Annotated in this window: 15 protein-coding genes; 5 read left to right on the forward strand and 10 right to left on the reverse strand. The window is 65.1% G+C overall.

Annotated elements, in window-relative coordinates:
- Positions 1-60: 60 nt before the first annotated feature.
- A complete protein-coding gene (locus QPK31_RS25305) occupies positions 61-1,875 on the reverse strand; it encodes a bifunctional diguanylate cyclase/phosphodiesterase (protein ID WP_290425664.1) in 1,815 nt (604 codons plus the stop codon).
- Positions 1,876-2,111: 236 nt separating this feature from the next.
- Here QPK31_RS25305 and QPK31_RS25310 point away from each other — a divergent pair, with 236 nt between their 5' ends.
- A complete protein-coding gene (locus QPK31_RS25310; protein WP_290425665.1) occupies positions 2,112-2,855 on the forward strand; it encodes a GAF domain-containing protein in 744 nt (247 codons plus the stop codon).
- Here the strand turns inward: QPK31_RS25310 and QPK31_RS25315 are convergent.
- The 3 genes from QPK31_RS25315 to QPK31_RS25325 are packed head-to-tail and all read right to left on the reverse strand — an operon-like array spanning position 2,827 to position 4,693.
- Complete coding sequence (locus tag QPK31_RS25315) at positions 2,827-3,213, reverse strand: ANTAR domain-containing response regulator (protein WP_290425666.1); 387 nt, start codon at positions 3,211-3,213, stop codon at positions 2,827-2,829. The genes QPK31_RS25310 and QPK31_RS25315 overlap by 29 nt on opposite strands.
- 16 nt (positions 3,214-3,229) lie before the next feature.
- The gene (locus QPK31_RS25320; protein ID WP_290425667.1) at positions 3,230-4,006 is read right to left on the reverse strand and encodes a 5'-3' exonuclease H3TH domain-containing protein; all 777 of its coding nucleotides are present in this window, start codon (positions 4,004-4,006) and stop codon (positions 3,230-3,232) included.
- Between the two features lie 15 nt (positions 4,007-4,021).
- A complete protein-coding gene (locus QPK31_RS25325; RefSeq protein ID WP_290425668.1) occupies positions 4,022-4,693 on the reverse strand; it encodes a glutathione S-transferase in 672 nt (223 codons plus the stop codon).
- 208 nt (positions 4,694-4,901) lie between these two features.
- Between QPK31_RS25325 and QPK31_RS25330 the strand changes: the two genes are divergently transcribed.
- Complete coding sequence (locus QPK31_RS25330; protein ID WP_290425669.1) at positions 4,902-6,485, forward strand: methyl-accepting chemotaxis protein; 1,584 nt, start codon at positions 4,902-4,904, stop codon at positions 6,483-6,485.
- 82 nt (positions 6,486-6,567) lie between these two features.
- Positions 6,568-7,380 carry a DUF72 domain-containing protein gene (locus QPK31_RS25335; protein ID WP_290425670.1) on the forward strand — a complete coding sequence of 271 codons (813 nt, stop codon included), beginning with the start codon at positions 6,568-6,570 and terminating at the stop codon, positions 7,378-7,380.
- Positions 7,381-7,439: 59 nt separating this feature from the next.
- On the opposite strand, the gene QPK31_RS25340 is transcribed toward QPK31_RS25335, so the two are convergent.
- The 4 genes from QPK31_RS25340 to QPK31_RS25355 form a co-directional block, all read right to left on the reverse strand.
- Positions 7,440-7,979, reverse strand: coding sequence for a transposase (locus QPK31_RS25340; RefSeq protein WP_290425671.1), 540 nt, complete (start codon positions 7,977-7,979; stop codon positions 7,440-7,442).
- A 125-nt stretch (positions 7,980-8,104) separates the two neighbouring features.
- Complete coding sequence (locus QPK31_RS25345; RefSeq protein ID WP_290425672.1) at positions 8,105-8,365, reverse strand: DUF6587 family protein; 261 nt, start codon at positions 8,363-8,365, stop codon at positions 8,105-8,107.
- A 2-nt stretch (positions 8,366-8,367) separates the two neighbouring features.
- Positions 8,368-10,248, reverse strand: a complete 1,881-nt coding sequence (locus QPK31_RS25350; protein ID WP_290425673.1) for a ferrous iron transporter B — start codon at positions 10,246-10,248, stop codon at positions 8,368-8,370.
- 3 nt (positions 10,249-10,251) lie between these two features.
- Complete coding sequence (locus QPK31_RS25355; protein WP_290425674.1) at positions 10,252-10,509, reverse strand: FeoA family protein; 258 nt, start codon at positions 10,507-10,509, stop codon at positions 10,252-10,254.
- Positions 10,510-10,781: 272 nt separating this feature from the next.
- On the opposite strand from QPK31_RS25355, the gene QPK31_RS25360 reads away from it, so the two are divergent.
- Positions 10,782-10,994: a bacterioferritin-associated ferredoxin gene (locus QPK31_RS25360; RefSeq protein ID WP_290425675.1), complete on the forward strand. Its 213-nt coding sequence runs from the start codon at positions 10,782-10,784 to the stop codon at positions 10,992-10,994.
- A 97-nt stretch (positions 10,995-11,091) separates the two neighbouring features.
- Entirely contained in the window at positions 11,092-11,562 is a 471-nt protein-coding gene (bfr, locus tag QPK31_RS25365) for a bacterioferritin (protein WP_290425676.1), read from the forward strand.
- A 261-nt stretch (positions 11,563-11,823) separates the two neighbouring features.
- Here the strand turns inward: bfr and QPK31_RS25370 are convergent, their stop codons facing one another.
- The gene (locus tag QPK31_RS25370; protein ID WP_290425677.1) at positions 11,824-13,464 is read right to left on the reverse strand and encodes a CehA/McbA family metallohydrolase; all 1,641 of its coding nucleotides are present in this window, start codon (positions 13,462-13,464) and stop codon (positions 11,824-11,826) included.
- A 109-nt stretch (positions 13,465-13,573) separates the two neighbouring features.
- The gene (locus QPK31_RS25375) at positions 13,574-14,644 is read right to left on the reverse strand and encodes a sugar-transfer associated ATP-grasp domain-containing protein (protein ID WP_290425678.1); all 1,071 of its coding nucleotides are present in this window, start codon (positions 14,642-14,644) and stop codon (positions 13,574-13,576) included.
- Positions 14,645-14,742: the final 98 nt, after the last annotated feature.

Consider the following 14,742-nt stretch of genomic DNA (forward strand, 5'->3'; position numbering starts at 1 on the left):
TTTTGTTTTGCCGTACGTCGGCGGCGCCCGGACATGGCGGCGCCGCCTTTCACATCGTCGTCAGGCGCAAGCCAGCATCTGCGCCGGCGCCTTGCGCTCGCGCGGCAGCGTCCACTTGGCGCAGACCCAGCGTTCGAAATCTTCCGGCGCCATCGGCCGCGCGTACAAATAGCCCTGCACCTGGTCGCAGCCGTCCGCCAGCAGCAAGGTCGCCACCGCCGCGGTTTCGACGCCCTCGGCCACCACGCGGCGCTCGAGGTCGTGCGACAGCTTGATCATGGTGCTGACCAGCGCGCGCTTGTGCTTGTCGGTGTCGAGGTCGCGCACGAAACTCTGGTCGATCTTGACGACCTTGGCCGGCACGCTTTGCAGGTAGGCCAGGCTGCTGTAGCCGGTGCCGAAATCGTCGATCGCCAGGTGCACGCCGGCGGCGGCCAGGGCGTCGAGCGTCTTCATGGCCAGCGCGCGCTTCTTCATCAGCGCGCTTTCCGTGATTTCCAGCGCCAGCGCTTCCGGCGGCAGCGCGTGGCGGCGCAGCTGCTCGACCACGTAGGCGACGAAGTCCGCTTCGGTCAGGTTCACCGCCGACACGTTCACCGCCATCTGCAGCATCAGGCCGGCGTTGCGCCATGCCGCCAGCTGCTGCAGCGCCTGCGCCAGCACCCAGCGCGTGGTGGCGCGCGCCAGCGAGGTCTGTTCGATCAGCGGGAAGAATTCGCCCGGCGACACCTCGCCCAGCACCGGATGGTTCCAGCGCAGCAGCGCCTCGACGCCGAGGCAGCGCCCGGTCGACAGTTCGACCTTCGGCTGGAACACCAGGCGCAGCTGGTCGGCGCTCTCGAGCGCGGCGCCGAATTCGTTGACCAGGTAGAAGCGGCGCAGGAACATGGCGTTCTGCTCGGCCGAGAACACGCGCACGCGGCGCGAGCCGTCGAGGGCGTCGTGGGCGGCGCTGTGCATGTCGCGCAGCACGTCGAGGATATCGCTTTTCCCGAGCTGGAACGGCGCCACGCCGATGGTCGTGGTGGTCATGAAGCGCGAGGTCATGGCGTCGGCGCGCAGTTCGAGCCAGCAGCCGAGCCAGTCGCAGAAGCGCTGGACGTCGGCGTCCGGCTCGGCCAGGAACACGAACTGGGTCGGGGCCACGTGGTAGACCTTGCGCCCCGGGCCGAGCGCCGCACGCAGCATGCGCACCGCCTCGTCCACGATCTCGTCGAGGTAGCCGGCGCCCATCGCGCGCATGGCGTCGCTGAGCTGCTCGGGGGTGGCCAGGTTGACCATCGCCGCCAGCCGGGTTTCACCGCGCGGGCGCTCGATGGCCAGGTCGCTCATGTCTTCAATGAACTGATTGCGGTTCGGCATGCCGCTGACCGGGTCGATGCGGCCGATCGCATGCTGCAGTTCGATCTGCGCCATCACCATCGAGGCCAGATCGGTCAGGCCTTCGCGCTCGGCCTCGGTGATCGCGCGCGGCTCAGTGCCCAGCACGCACATCGCGCCCAGGCAGTGGCCGTCGCGCGTCATCAGCGGCGCGCCCGCATAGAAGCGCACGCCGGAACGCGCCAGGTGGCTGTCGTGGAAGCATTCGTCGGTGCGCATGTCGGCCACCACCAGCATGTCGCCGTTGTCGACCACCTTGGCGCACGGCGCATTCTCGCGCGGGATCGAGGTGTGGTCGACGCCCACGCGCGACTTGAACCACTGGCGGTCGGCATCGGTCAGCGACACCGCCGCCACAGGCAGGTTGAACAGCTGCGCCGCCATGCGCGTGATGCGGTCGAAGGCTTCGCTGGGCGGTGTGTCGAGCAGCTCCAGCTTGCGCAGGGCATCGAGACGCTCGGATTCCTGTTGTGCGGATAATGAATGGTGGGACATCTGGCTTCCTTGGCGACGAGGGGCATACACATCAACTGACGAAATTGACGGCGACTCTCATTCTGATCGTCAAATTTCCAAACGTCAACAAAAATTCCATCGTTCCACACCGTAACTGTTGCGAAGTGGACGATTCGTGATGTTTTATGGCAACTCGCGTCATCAAATTCGATAAATTTTGATTTTCATAAAGTAAAATACTTTGTTCAGTTATTTATTAGTTGAAAGAATTTGTCATGCCTGCGCCCTCTTCCGGTCCTTCGGACGATCCAATCCTGACCACCCGCGAAGCCGCCCGCCTGCTTGGCATCGCGGTGAGCACCGCCCAGCAGTGGATCGAACACGGCTTGCTGCCTGCCTGGAAGACGCCGGGGGGCCACCGCCGCCTGCGCCTGAGCGCCGTCAGTGCCCTGCTGCGCGAACGCGCCGGCCTGGCGCCGCTGGCGCCGGCGCTGCCGGCGCCGCCAGCCGCCCCGGCGGACGATGCGCACACGTTGCCCGACAACGAGACCGAACGCCTGGCGGCGCTCGACGCCACCGGCCTGGTCGGCAGCGGCGCCGAAGCCGTGTTCGACCGCCTGACCTGGCTTGCCTCGCAAGTCACCGACAGCCCGATCGCCATGCTGACCCTGGTGGACGAGCACCGCCAATGGTTCAAGTCGCGGGTCGGCATCGGCTTTGCCGAGACCCCGCGCGAGATGGCCTTTTGCAGCCACACGATCCTGAGCGGCGAGCCGATGATCGTGGCGGATACCCACCTCGACGGGCGTTTCAGGGACAATCCGATGGTGACCGGCGCGCCGCACATCCGCTTCTATGCGGGCGTGCCGCTGGTCGACGCCAAAGGCTTTCGTCTTGGCGCCCTGTGCGTGATGGACCGCGAGCCGCGCCGCCTGCGCGAGCGCGAGCTGCGCGCGTTGGGGGAGTTGGCCGATATCGCGGCCGAGGAGATCAGGCGCCGCCGCTCTGCTGTTTCTTGACCGCGGCGATGACGGTATTGCGGATGGTCTTCAGCACGGCGTCGGCCTTGAACGGCTTGACGATGAAGCCGTGCACGCCGCGCGCCAGCGCGTGTTGAATGGTGGGCGCGTCGAGCGTGCCCGAGACCATGAAGATGAAGCTCTTGGGCAGGGTGGCGCGCAGCTGCTCGACGACGTCGCCCTCCTCGACCTGTTCGCGCGCGATGCAGATCAGCTGCGGACGGAACTTGGCGGCCAGCAGCAGGGCGCCATGGCCGGTATGGGTCTGGCCGACGACGTCGTAGCTGCCCTCGGTCAGCACCGTGTTGAGCAGGCCGCGCGAGATCGCGTTCGAGTCCACCAATACCGCTTTCAGCATAGTCGGTCCTTCCCCTTCAATTCGATTCGTAAGCCAGCATCTTCCAGGTGACGCCCAGGCGCACGTCGGTCTTCAATTCCACCAGCTGGCGCGACAGGTAGAGTATGTCGCGTTCGGCGCGCAGGCGCTCGCCCAGCGGCGTCTTGAGGATGCCGGCGCCGGCCATCACGGCGTCCAGGCTGCCGTAGGCGTTCAGCAGGCGCGCCGCGGTCTTCATGCCGATCTTCGAGACGCCCGGCACGCCGTCGGTGGCGTCGCCCATCAGCGCCAGCAGGTCGTGCAGCAGCTCGGGGGCCACACCGAACTTGTTGCGCACCCAGGCGTCGTCGTGCCACTCGTTCTTGAAATGGTCCCAGACCAGGGCGCCGTGCGCAATCAGCACGTGCAAGTCCTTGTCGGTGGTGGCGACGATGGCCTCGCCGCGGTTCTCCCGCAGCCAGCGCATCACGCAGGTGGCGACCACGTCGTCGGCCTCGACGCCCGGCAGCATCGCCACCGGCACGCCGGCCGTGCGCAGGCGTTCCTGGAACTCGGGCAGCGCTTCGCGCAGCACCGCCGGCATCGGCGCGCGGTGCTCGCGGTAGCGCGAATACAGCGCGTGGCGCCAGGTCTCGCCGCCGTAGTCGAAGGCGGCCAGCACGTGGGTCGGCGCATGCACCTCGAGCACGTTGCGGAAGGACGAGAACGCGTGGCGCAGCGCGATGCTGGCCTTCAGGTCGGAGTCGGGCTCCGGGCTCGCTTCGTAGACCCGGCGCACGATGTTCAGTCCGTCGATCGCGAGCAGTTTTGCCATTTACTTCGCCATCACTTACTTTGCATAGTCATATTTGCCGCCGCGCTCCAGCGCGCGTTGATAGGCCGGACGCGCGTGGATGCGCTGCAGGAAGCCGCTCAGCTGCGGGTACTGGGCGCCCAGGCCGCCGCGCGAGGCCGCCGCTTCCAGCGCAAAGCTCATCTGGATGTCGGCGGCGCTGAATTCGTTCCCGGCAAACCAGGGACGCGCCTTCAGTTCGGATTCCAGGTAGTCGAGCTGGGCCTGGATGTTCGGGTTCACGAAGCCCTCCTTCACCTTGCGTGCGATGCCGCGTGCGACGGGCTTGACGAAGAACGGCATCGGGCCGTTCTCGATGCGGTCGAACACCAGTTTCATCAGCAGCGGCGACATGGCCGACCCTTCGGCGAAGTGCAGGTAATACGTGTATTTCAGTTTCTCCGGCGTGCCGGCCGCCGGCACCAGGCGCCCGTTGCCGTAGCGCTCGACCAGGTACTCGACGATGGCGCCGGACTCGGCCACCACGGTGCCGTCGTCGGTGATCACCGGCGACTTGCCGAGCGGGTGGACGGCCTTCAGTTCCGGCGGCGCCAGCATCGTCTTCGGGTCGCGCTGGTACTTTTTGATCTCGTATTCCAGGCCCAGTTCCTCGAGCAGCCACAGGATGCGCTGGGAGCGCGAATTGTTCAGGTGATGGACGGTGATCATGGGGAAGAACGCCGGATGTGATGGGACCGCTAGCTTATCACTGTTGCGGGATTACAAAAAGACAGTGAACATTTTGCAATCGAACATTGGCTATTGGAAACATTCGATATACTTGCGCGCTATTTACGCATCCTACTTGATCAATTTTCTTAATTTTTCAGGCTCTTCCTGGTTTTCTCTGCAACGTTTTCAATTTATTACCGTCTTTATGTCAAAGCTGTTTCGCCTGAACATAGCCCAGAAGCTGGGCCTGCTTACCCTGAGTACCGGTCTCGGCATGGCGATCATCGCCGCCTGCTTCCTGGTGTCCGAACGCGGCCTGATCGAGGAAGAGCGCGGCAACGGCGTGCGCCAGGCGGTCGAGGTGGCGACCGGCGTGGTCGAGCGCTACCGGCAGGCCGCCGCCGCCGGCAAGATGGACGAGAGCGAAGCGAAACGCGCCGCCCTGGATGCGCTGCGGATGCTGCGCTACAACGGCCAGGAATACATCTGGGTCAACGACATGGGACCGCGCATGCTGATGCATCCGATGAAGCCCGAGCTCGAAGGCAAGGACCTCGCCGGCTCGACCGACCCGAACGGCCTGCACCTGTTCGTGGCCATGGTCGACGTCGTGAAGAAGGATGGCGCCGGCTTCGTCGCCTACCTGTGGCCGAAGCCGGGCCAGGACGCGCCGGTGCCGAAGATCTCGTATGTGCAGGGGGTGCCGGCCTGGGGCTGGGTAGTCGGCTCCGGTGTCTACACCGACACCATCGGCGCCATCTTCTGGCCGCGCGTGGCCTGGTTCTCGGGCGCGACAATCGTCCTCTCCGCCATCCTGATGCTGTTCGGCTTCTCGCTCTCGCGCAGCATCGCCCGGCCGATGGCGCGCGCCGTCAGCGTGGCGCGCACCGTGGCGTCCGGCGACCTGACCACCGTGATCGAGGTGCGCGGCCACGACGAAACCGCCCACCTGCTGGACGCCCTGCGCGAGATGAACGGCAGCCTGAACACCATCGTCGGCGAGGTCGACACCGGCATCCAGGCGATTGCCAGCGCCTCGGCCCAGATCGCGGCCGGCAACCACGATCTCTCGAACCGCACCGAGCAGCAGGCCGGCTCGCTGGAAGAAACCGCGTCTTCGATGGAAGAGCTGACCGGCGCGGTGCAGCAGAACGCCGAGCACGCGCGCCATGCGAACACGCTCGCCTCGCAGGCCGCCGACGTGGCCGTGCGCGGCGGCGAAGTGGTGCAGCAGGTGGTGCAGACCATGGCGTCGATCAACGCTTCCTCGCGCAAGATCGTCGACATCATCGGTGTCATCGACGGCATCGCCTTCCAGACGAATATCCTGGCCCTGAACGCGGCGGTGGAAGCGGCGCGCGCCGGCGAGCAGGGCCGCGGCTTCGCCGTCGTGGCGGGCGAGGTGCGCAACCTGGCCCAGCGCTCGGCGGCGGCGGCGCGCGAAGTGAAAGCCCTGATCGACGATTCGGTGAGCAAGGTCGATGCGGGCAGCGCGCTGGTGCACAACGCCGGCGCCACCATGCAGGAGATCGTCGCCAGCGTGCGCCAGGTGAACGGCATCATCGGCGAGATCACCGCCGCCAGCGCCGAGCAGGAAGCCGGCATCAGCCAGGTGAACCGTGCGATCGCCGAGATGGATGGCGTGACGCAGAAGAACGCGGCCCTGGTCGAGGAAGCGGCGGCGGCGGCCGAATCGATGCGCCAGCAGGCCGAGCGCCTGTCGGAGGTGGTGGGCGTGTTCAAGGTGGCGGCTGCGGGGGGCGTGCGCCGCCCGCTCGCCCTGGCCTGAGCTCCGCATCGACTGTCGGCTTCCGGCTGCACGCGTTCGGCAACGCACCGAGCGCGCCAGCCTGCCCCTCTATGATCGCCCCATGGCGATCTTCATCGGTATCTCCGGCTGGCGCTACGTGCCGTGGCGCGGCGTCTTCTACCCCAGGGGCCTGGCCCAGGCGCGCGAGCTCGACTATGCGTCGCGCCAGCTGCCGACCATCGAGATCAACGGTTCGTTCTATTCGCTGCAACGCCCCGAAAGCTACGCCGCCTGGTACGCCGCCACGCCGCCGGGTTTTCTCTTCGCGGTGAAGGGCAACCGCTTCATCACGCACATGCTCAAGCTGAAAGACATCGAAGGCCCGCTGGCGAACGTGCTGGCCTCGGGCATCTTCGAGCTGCGCGAGAAACTCGGGCCGATCCTGTGGCAGTTTCCCGAGATGGTGAAGTTCGACCACGAGCGCTTCGCGCATTTTCTTTCCTTGCTGCCGCAGGATACCGAAGCGGCCCTGGCGCGTGCGCTGGAATACCAGCCGCGCATGGAGGGCAAGGTGTCGCTGGCCATGGATGCGAAGCGGCCGATGCGGCATGCGGTCGAGGTGCGGCACGAGAGCTTTCGCGACGAGCGTTTCATTGCCCTGCTGAGGAAGTACAACGTGGCGCTGGTGGTGGCCGATACGGCAGGCAAATGGCCTTATATGGAAGACGTGACGGCCGACTTCATGTACCTGCGCTTGCACGGGGACGAGGAGCTGTACGCCAGCGGGTATGGGGATGCGGCGATCGAGCGCTGGGTGGGGAAGATACGGGCGTGGAGCGCAGGTGGGCGGGATGTCTACTGCTACTTCGACAACGACATCAAGGTGCATGCGCCGTATGATGCAAAGAGACTGATCGCAGCGCTTGGGTTGTAGGGTGGGTACTCGTACCCACCACTCGCCCTCCGCACATACCCACCTTCCGCCCTGTCTATCTACTCGATCGACATCTCCCGGATATCCGGTGTTCCCGCCCAATCTTCCGGATACACCCCATCGCGCACATACCGATGAAACGTCGAATGCGGCCACTCCTTCACCTGTTTCACATACCCGTGCTTGACCGGATTGAAATGAACGTAATCCATGTGCCGCTCAAAATCGTGCCTGTTACGGACAGCATGTTCCCAAAACCGCCTTTGCCATATCGTCGACTCGCACTTGGCCTGGCGTGACCGGGTTAACAACCGTGGATCGTGCAAGGCCCGTCCATAACCGGTGGAGACGAAACGCTTGATCGCACACCACCGTGTCGAATAATCGGCATCGCCATCCGGCAGGGTCCAGATGCAATGCATGTGGTCGGGCAGGATCACCCACGCGTCGATGGCGAATGGTCGGGTTGTGCGGACGAATTGGATGGCTTGCCTGAGGCTCGTTTGAAGCGCAGGATCGCAGAAGATCGGGCGACGGCGGTGAGCGACGACCGTGAAGAAATACGTGGGACCGGTGTGAAGGCGGATGTAATCGGGCATGGTGCGGCATCGTAGGCCGCTGGTCATGCCGGGTATGTGCGGTGGGTCAAACGTGTGCGAAAGCGGTGCGGATAGTACCGAAGGATCGCATGTAACGGAGGCACAGGTGGGTACGAGTACCCACCCTACTTTTGGTGAATCTTGATCACGCGGTGTTTGCTGTCAGCCGGCGGGGTCGGCTCAGCGGGCGTCTCGCAGCTATTGCAGCTACTGCACCCGCTCCCGCAACTGCCGCCCGTATCCAGCCAGCGCACCAGCTTCGAGTCCGCCCCGCCCTTCGACAGGCGGTTCACGATGCGCACGCGCCAGGCCGCAGGCAGGTACTTGGCGCCGACGTACACGGCGGCCACCAGCACCAGCGCGGCAACGGCGAGTTCCTGCCACATGATCAGCCGCCGCCCAGCGCCAGTGCGACGCGGTAGGTGATGAACGAGGCCACGTAGGCCAGGCCGAACATGTAGCCCGCCATCATCCACGCGTACTTGGCGCTGCCGGTTTCGCGGCGCACCGTCGACAGCGTCGCCAGGCACTGCGGCGCGTAGACGTACCAGGCCAGCAGCGACAGCGCGGTGGCCATCGACCACGAGCCGGCGATCAGCGGGCCGAGGGTGTTGGCCACTGCGTCGCCAGTCTCGGACAGCGCGTACACGGTGCCCAGCGCGCCGACCGCGACTTCGCGTGCGGCCATGCCCGGCACCAGGGCGATGCAGATCTGCCAGCCGAAGCCAATCGGCGCGAAGATGAACTCCAGTGCGCGGCCCAGCATGCCGGCCACGCTGTAGTAGATCGGCGGTTGCGTCGCGCCTTCCGGGGCGCCCGGGAAGCTCGACAGGAACCAGAGCAGGATCGTCAGCGTCAGGATCAGGGTGCCGACGCGCATCAGGAAGATCACCGCGCGTTCCCACAGGCCCAGCGCCAGCGAACGCAGGTGCGGCCAGTGGTAAGCCGGCAGTTCCATCATCAGCGGATGCTGGCCGCTGCCGCTGCGGCGCTTCATGTACCAGGCCACGCCCATGGCGCTGACGATGCCCATCACGTACAGCGTGAACAGCACCAGGCCCTGCAGGTTAAAGATGCCGACCTCGCGCTCGGGGATGAAGGCGGCGATGATCAGCGCGTACACCGGCAGGCGCGCGGAACACGTCATCAGCGGTGCGATCATGATCGTCACCAGGCGGTCGCGCGGGTTCTGGATGGTGCGCGCGGCCATCACGCCGGGAATCGCGCAGGCGAACGACGACAGCAGCGGAATGAAGGCGCGGCCCGACAGGCCGACGCCGCCCATCATCCGGTCGAGCAAAAAGGCCGCGCGCGGCAGGTAGCCGATGTCCTCGAGGATGAGGATGAAGAAGAACAGGATCAAAATCTGCGGCAGGAACACCAGCACCCCGCCGACGCCGGCGATGATGCCGTCCACGATCAGGCTGTGCAGCGGGCCTTCGGCCAGCACCGAGCCGACAAATTCGCCGATGGCGCCGACGCTGCTCTCGATGAAGTCCATCGGCGCTTCGGCCCAGCTGAACACGGCCTGGAAGATGATGAACATCAGCGCCGCCAGCAGCACCGGACCGACCACCGGGTGCAGCACCACGTTGTCGATCTTTTCCGACAAATTGCCCTTGTCGTGGGCATAGCTGGCGCTGGCCTCGACGATGCGGCGCACTTCGCGCTGGGTCTGTTCGACCGGCACGGCGTCGATGGCGGCCAGCGGCTGCGGCTTGACGTTGAGGTCGAGGTCCGCCTTGTCGAGCAGCTCGACCAGGGCGCGTTCGCCGCCGGCCTGGATCGCCACGGTCTCGACCACCGGCATGCCGAGTTCCTGCGACAGGCGCGCGGTGTCGATCTCGATGCCGCGCTTTTTCGCGACGTCGACCATGTTCAGGGCCAGCACCATCGGCAGGCCGAGGCGCTGGATTTCCAGCACCAGGCGCAGGTTCAGGCGCAGGTTGGTGGCATTCACCACGCAGACCACGATGTCCGGCGACTTTTCGCCGGCGCGCAGGCCGGCCACGACGTCGCGCGTGATCGCTTCGTCCGGGGTCTGGGCGGTGAGGCTGTAGGCGCCCGGCAGGTCGAGCACGCGCATGGCGTGGCCCTTGGGCGACGTGAAATGGCCTTCCTTGCGTTCGATGGTGACGCCGGCGTAGTTGGCGACCTTCTGGCGCGAGCCGGTGAGACGGTTGAACAGGGCGGTCTTGCCGCAGTTCGGATTACCAAGCAATGCGATCAGGGGCGCACGCGTCGCCACCTGTTGTTCCATGACACCCATCGATTATTCCGGCTGAATTGATACGAGTGCGGCCTCGAATTTACGCAGCGCGAAGGTCGATTCGCCGACCTTCACCGCCACCGGACCGCCCGGCAGGCCGCGCTTGAGCATGCGGATACGCTCGCCCGGCACGAAGCCCAGCTCCATCAGGCGGCGCGGCACGTCGGCGCCGCCCTGCGCGGTGGGCGCGAGATGGATCACGGTGGCGTTTTGCCCGACCTTCAGGGCGTCGAGCGTGGTCAGGGTGGGATTGAGAGTCATGGCGGGTTCCGTTGAAGTAGTGCCAATGCGCTGATGATGCGTTGACAATGCGTCTCAGCGATGCGTTGCCGGTGAGGTGGCGCAAATCGTGTAGCGCTGATGAGACAGATACTAGCATCATAAACCTAAATGCGAATTATTTCTATTCAGGAGACCCCGCACACAACAAATCCGCTTGCGTTCGTGGCCGAGTTTCAGCAGAATACAACACGAATGAGAACGATTCTCATTAATTTTCAAGCAAGCTTATTTCGGTGTTAAGGAAGCTTTCGATGATCGTCTGTGTCTGCAACAACATCTCCGACCGTGAAATCCGCCAGGCAGTCGACCTCGGCATCACCTCCGTGGCCGAGCTGCGCCAGGAACTGGGCCTGGGCACCTGCTGCGGCAAGTGCGTCAGCTATGCACGTGAAGTACTGAACGAACACATCGACAGCAAAACCGTTGTTACCGAACTGAGCTTCCGCCCGGCCCAGCTGGCCTGAGCGTTGCAGTGATCCCCGCCGTGCCGGTTTTCCGGCACGCGCCGTCGCGCCCTTTGCTATGATGGCGGCAACCTCCACCAGAACAAGGCACACCATCATGAAGGGCGATCCCAACGTCATTCGGCTGCTCAACGCGCAGCTGACCAACGAACTCACGGCCATCAACCAGTACTTCCTGCACGCGCGGATGTACCGCCACTGGGGCTTCACCAAGCTCGGCAAGAAAGAGTACGACGAATCGATCGGCGAGATGAAGCACGCCGACAAGCTGATCGACCGCATCCTGATGCTCGACGGCCTGCCGAACCTGCAAGCCCTGCACAAGATCCTGATCGGCGAATCGACCCAGGAAATGCTGGAATGCGACCTGAAGCTCGAACGCGGCGCCCAGATCACGGTCAAGGAAGGCATCGCTGCCTGCGAAGCCGCCGCCGACTACGTGTCGCGCGATTTGCTGCTGATGATCCTGGAAGACACCGAGGAACACATCGAGTGGCTGGAGACCCAGCTCGAACTGATCGTCAAGGTCGGTATCCAGAATTACCTGCAGAGCCAGATGGGCGAATAAGCCTGTCGGGATGCACACGGAACGGCGGGCCCGCGGGTCCGCCGTTTTTGTTTGCGAAGGTGCGTCAATGGCGTGTGGCATCTGCCGGGATTGTTGGCCGTAACAGTACGGTGGGCACCCCGTGCCCACGCGAATGCACGCATCGCGGCTGCTCTTTTCGAGCCACATCATGTGATCAACCGCCAACGCCTGCACAAGCGTTCCGTTAGCGCGTCGTTCCGCGTGGGCACAGCGTGCCCACCGTACGGTCAGCGCTGCAGGCTACGGCTCCTGCATCACCCACACCGGCGCCGACCACAGCACATTGCCATCGGCCTGCGTCACCTTCGCATAATAGAAGTGCGCGCCCGGCGCCGGCGTAAAGGTCGTGGTCGCCTCGCTCGACAACTGCGTCACCACCCCGCCCCGCCCCGGCACGCCTTCCATGATCGCCACCGCCGCCACCTGCTTGCCCGCCGTGCTGGCGAAGTTCGCCACCAGCGTCAACGGACCACTATTCGAAAAGCGCTCGCCCATCAAGCGCCCGTTCGCGCTCAGGACCAGCTGCGAGCCCTTGTCCATGGTCGCAAACACCCGCCTCGCCTTCAGCGCATCGATGAAACTGTCGCGGCCCAAGGCCACGCCGTTCGGAATCAGCACCCCGGTACGGTTGCCGTAGGCCGTGCCCCAATTCGCGCAGTGGTTGTCCTGGTTGGTGCTGAAGGCGACATGAAAACCCGCTTCCAGCCGCTTGTTGCAGGCCGCCTCGAAATTGCTGCGCCGGGTCTCGCCTTCCTTGTCGTTGACCGAGAACGCCGTGCTGTTGACCACCTCGCACAGCGCCATCGCTTCGTCGCCATCGGCCGTGTAGCCCAGCGCCTGGCCGGCAACGGCGAACTGCCCGCTGGTCGACGGATGGTTGAACTGGCCGATCCAGCCGCGCTCGCGCATCAGCGTGTACAGGGCCGGATAATCGCTGCGCGGCGTGAGCACATCGGCCAGCAGCTCGCCCTTGCCGTTCTTTTCCCAGCCCAGCAACTGGTCGCTGTTGAAAATGTTGATGTGGCCGCCCTTGTCGATCACACCCCACTCCATGCCGTACAGCGCCAGGAAGTCGGGATGGGCCGCGTTGTAGCTGGCCGCCGCATCCAGCCCCTTGCGGTAAAGCGCGCCGGGCACCGACGGGTCGACCTCTTTGCTCGTGCCGGCCGAGCCGTCGTACATGTGGTTGTGCTCGGACGTCACCAGGATGTCCAGCCCGTGCTTGTGCGCATAGGCAAAGGCGGCGTCCGGACCGTAGGGCGCCTTCAACGGTTCCTGCGCACCCTTGCAGCTGTCCAGCGGCGCGCCGCCGTCGCTGTGGTTGGTCTGGCTGTGCAGGTTGCCGAGGTAGACGGTGTAAGGCAAGGCGCCCGGCGCCGGCGCCGCCCCCAGCGTGCGGCCGACGGGCAGCGGCGCAAAGCGCGGCGTGGCAGGCGTTTGCGCCGGGCCGACCTCGATCTGCCAGCTTTGTTCATGGACGTCGGCGGACGGCGCCGTGCTGCCGGCATCGCGGCTGCCGGCGCGCAGGCGGACCTGGTAGACGCCGGCGGCGAGCTTGCCGGCATCCAGGTCCGACCAGGGAACCTGCACCGACACCGCCTGCCCTGCCAGTGCCGTCTGGCCCTGCCAGCGCCGCACCACCAGGCCGTTCGGCGCGATCAGTTCCAGCTGCCAGTCGACCAGCTGCGGCTGCTGGGCATTCGGATAATCGAAAGCAAGCGTGAAAGTACGGGCGTCGGGCCGGCCCGGGTCCGTGGCGCGATAAGGCGCGTGCAGGGTGGCTTCGAATTCGCTGTGTTCGTCGAGCACGGGGAGCGCCGAAGCGCAGCCCGACAGGATGGACAGGGCGGCCAGGGAGAGGGAGGAGAGAGAGGCTTTCATGATGCAATTTTTACAATTGCATCGCCAACCCCTCTTGCGTTAGTAGCAGAAAACCTTGCTACTTATTCCATCCTTTTTGACAAAAGGACAATGTCGCAGTAACAACAAGTCAGGCAGCACTCATCCAGCGGTCCACCTGCTTCAGCGGCAGGTTGATCCTGGCGCAGCCGATCTGGTCCGGCCGCACGTTCAGCTCGATCATGCGCGGGCCGTCGACGCCGATCGCCACGTCCACGCCGGCCACGTTCACGTGCGGGAAAGCCTGCAGCGCGCGCATCGCCACGTCCTGGCACTCGCGCCAGTAAGGCAGTTGCACGCCGCTGATCCGGCCGCCGGTGTCCGGGTGCACGTCCATCGTCTCCAGCGGATTCTTGGCATTCGCCGCATGGGTGAGCGTGCCGCTGGCCAGGTCGACCGGGCAGAAGATGCCGCCGCTGCTGGTGTTGTCGACCAGGCTGCCCTTGCGTCCCACGCGCAGGAAAGCGCCGGCGATGCGGCACTCGCCGCGTGCCTGGTAGAGCCAGATGCGCAGGGTGTTGACCGAATTCGGGTGGATCGCCGACAGCACCGCATGCTGGGGCAGGTAATGTTCGACGATGTAGCCGTCGCGGTTGTTGCCAGCCCCTTGCCACCAGTCGGCCAGGGTCGTCTCCGCACCCGTGAACGGGTGCACGAACACCGGCTGCCCTGCCCGCTCCTCGACCTGGAAGGCAAAAAAGCCGGCGCCGCCATAGCCTTCCACCAGCTTGAAGCAGATTTTTTGACCGACCAGCGTGCGGCACAGGGCCTCGAGGTCGGCCAGGCTGCGCAGGGCCGTGCCGTCGGCGCGGGCGCCGCGTTGCGGGTGGATGAAACCGATGAATTCGGGCGTCGGCACGCCAACCAGCTGCAGGACCGCCTTTTCGATCACCTTGTGCTGCGAGCTCTTCTGGTAAGGGCGGCGGTTCCAGCGGTCGATGAAGTCGTTGTATTCCTTCTTGTTGACGTGGGCCCACTTGTCGGCGAACGGCACCGAAGTGCGCCACCAGCGCGCCTGCAGGTAGTAGCCGGGGCCGATGCGGCGCACCAGGAACAGGGCGGCCATCTCGGCCAGCTGGCGCCAGAACGGCAGGTAAGGCTGGTCCGCCTTTCCGGCGCTCAGTTGCGCCCAGGCGCGACGAATATCGTTGATGACTTGCATTGACTATCCAGTGGGTCGGGGCCGGCACGAACGGGCAGACCGGAAATTGCCATTATATTATGCGATTCCGATATGCAACGCCCGTTTGCGGCGCTCCC

Origin of the sequence: Massilia sp. YIM B02769, assembly GCF_030411995.1 — a bacterium.
In the GTDB taxonomy this organism is placed as follows: domain Bacteria; phylum Pseudomonadota; class Gammaproteobacteria; order Burkholderiales; family Burkholderiaceae_D; genus Telluria.

What these genes read in the sequence shown, in the direction of transcription:
- QPK31_RS25345 (WP_290425672.1), bottom strand. Translation starts at nt 8,365, where the DNA reads ATGTGGCAGGAACTCGCCGTTGCCGCGCTGGTGCTGGTGGCCGCCGTG.
- QPK31_RS25370 (WP_290425677.1), bottom strand. Translation starts at nt 13,464, where the DNA reads ATGAAAGCCTCTCTCTCCTCCCTCTCCCTGGCCGCCCTGTCCATCCTG.
- QPK31_RS25355 (WP_290425674.1), bottom strand. Translation starts at nt 10,509, where the DNA reads ATGACTCTCAATCCCACCCTGACCACGCTCGACGCCCTGAAGGTCGGG.
- QPK31_RS25335 (WP_290425670.1), top strand. Translation starts at nt 6,568, where the DNA reads ATGGCGATCTTCATCGGTATCTCCGGCTGGCGCTACGTGCCGTGGCGC.
- QPK31_RS25310 (WP_290425665.1), top strand. Translation starts at nt 2,112, where the DNA reads ATGCCTGCGCCCTCTTCCGGTCCTTCGGACGATCCAATCCTGACCACC.
- QPK31_RS25330 (WP_290425669.1), top strand. Translation starts at nt 4,902, where the DNA reads ATGTCAAAGCTGTTTCGCCTGAACATAGCCCAGAAGCTGGGCCTGCTT.
- QPK31_RS25325 (WP_290425668.1), bottom strand. Translation starts at nt 4,693, where the DNA reads ATGATCACCGTCCATCACCTGAACAATTCGCGCTCCCAGCGCATCCTG.
- QPK31_RS25340 (WP_290425671.1), bottom strand. Translation starts at nt 7,979, where the DNA reads ATGCCCGATTACATCCGCCTTCACACCGGTCCCACGTATTTCTTCACG.
- QPK31_RS25305 (WP_290425664.1), bottom strand. Translation starts at nt 1,875, where the DNA reads ATGTCCCACCATTCATTATCCGCACAACAGGAATCCGAGCGTCTCGAT.
- QPK31_RS25315 (WP_290425666.1), bottom strand. Translation starts at nt 3,213, where the DNA reads ATGCTGAAAGCGGTATTGGTGGACTCGAACGCGATCTCGCGCGGCCTG.
- bfr (WP_290425676.1), top strand. Translation starts at nt 11,092, where the DNA reads ATGAAGGGCGATCCCAACGTCATTCGGCTGCTCAACGCGCAGCTGACC.
- QPK31_RS25320 (WP_290425667.1), bottom strand. Translation starts at nt 4,006, where the DNA reads ATGGCAAAACTGCTCGCGATCGACGGACTGAACATCGTGCGCCGGGTC.
- QPK31_RS25350 (WP_290425673.1), bottom strand. Translation starts at nt 10,248, where the DNA reads ATGGGTGTCATGGAACAACAGGTGGCGACGCGTGCGCCCCTGATCGCA.
- QPK31_RS25360 (WP_290425675.1), top strand. Translation starts at nt 10,782, where the DNA reads ATGATCGTCTGTGTCTGCAACAACATCTCCGACCGTGAAATCCGCCAG.
- QPK31_RS25375 (WP_290425678.1), bottom strand. Translation starts at nt 14,644, where the DNA reads ATGCAAGTCATCAACGATATTCGTCGCGCCTGGGCGCAACTGAGCGCC.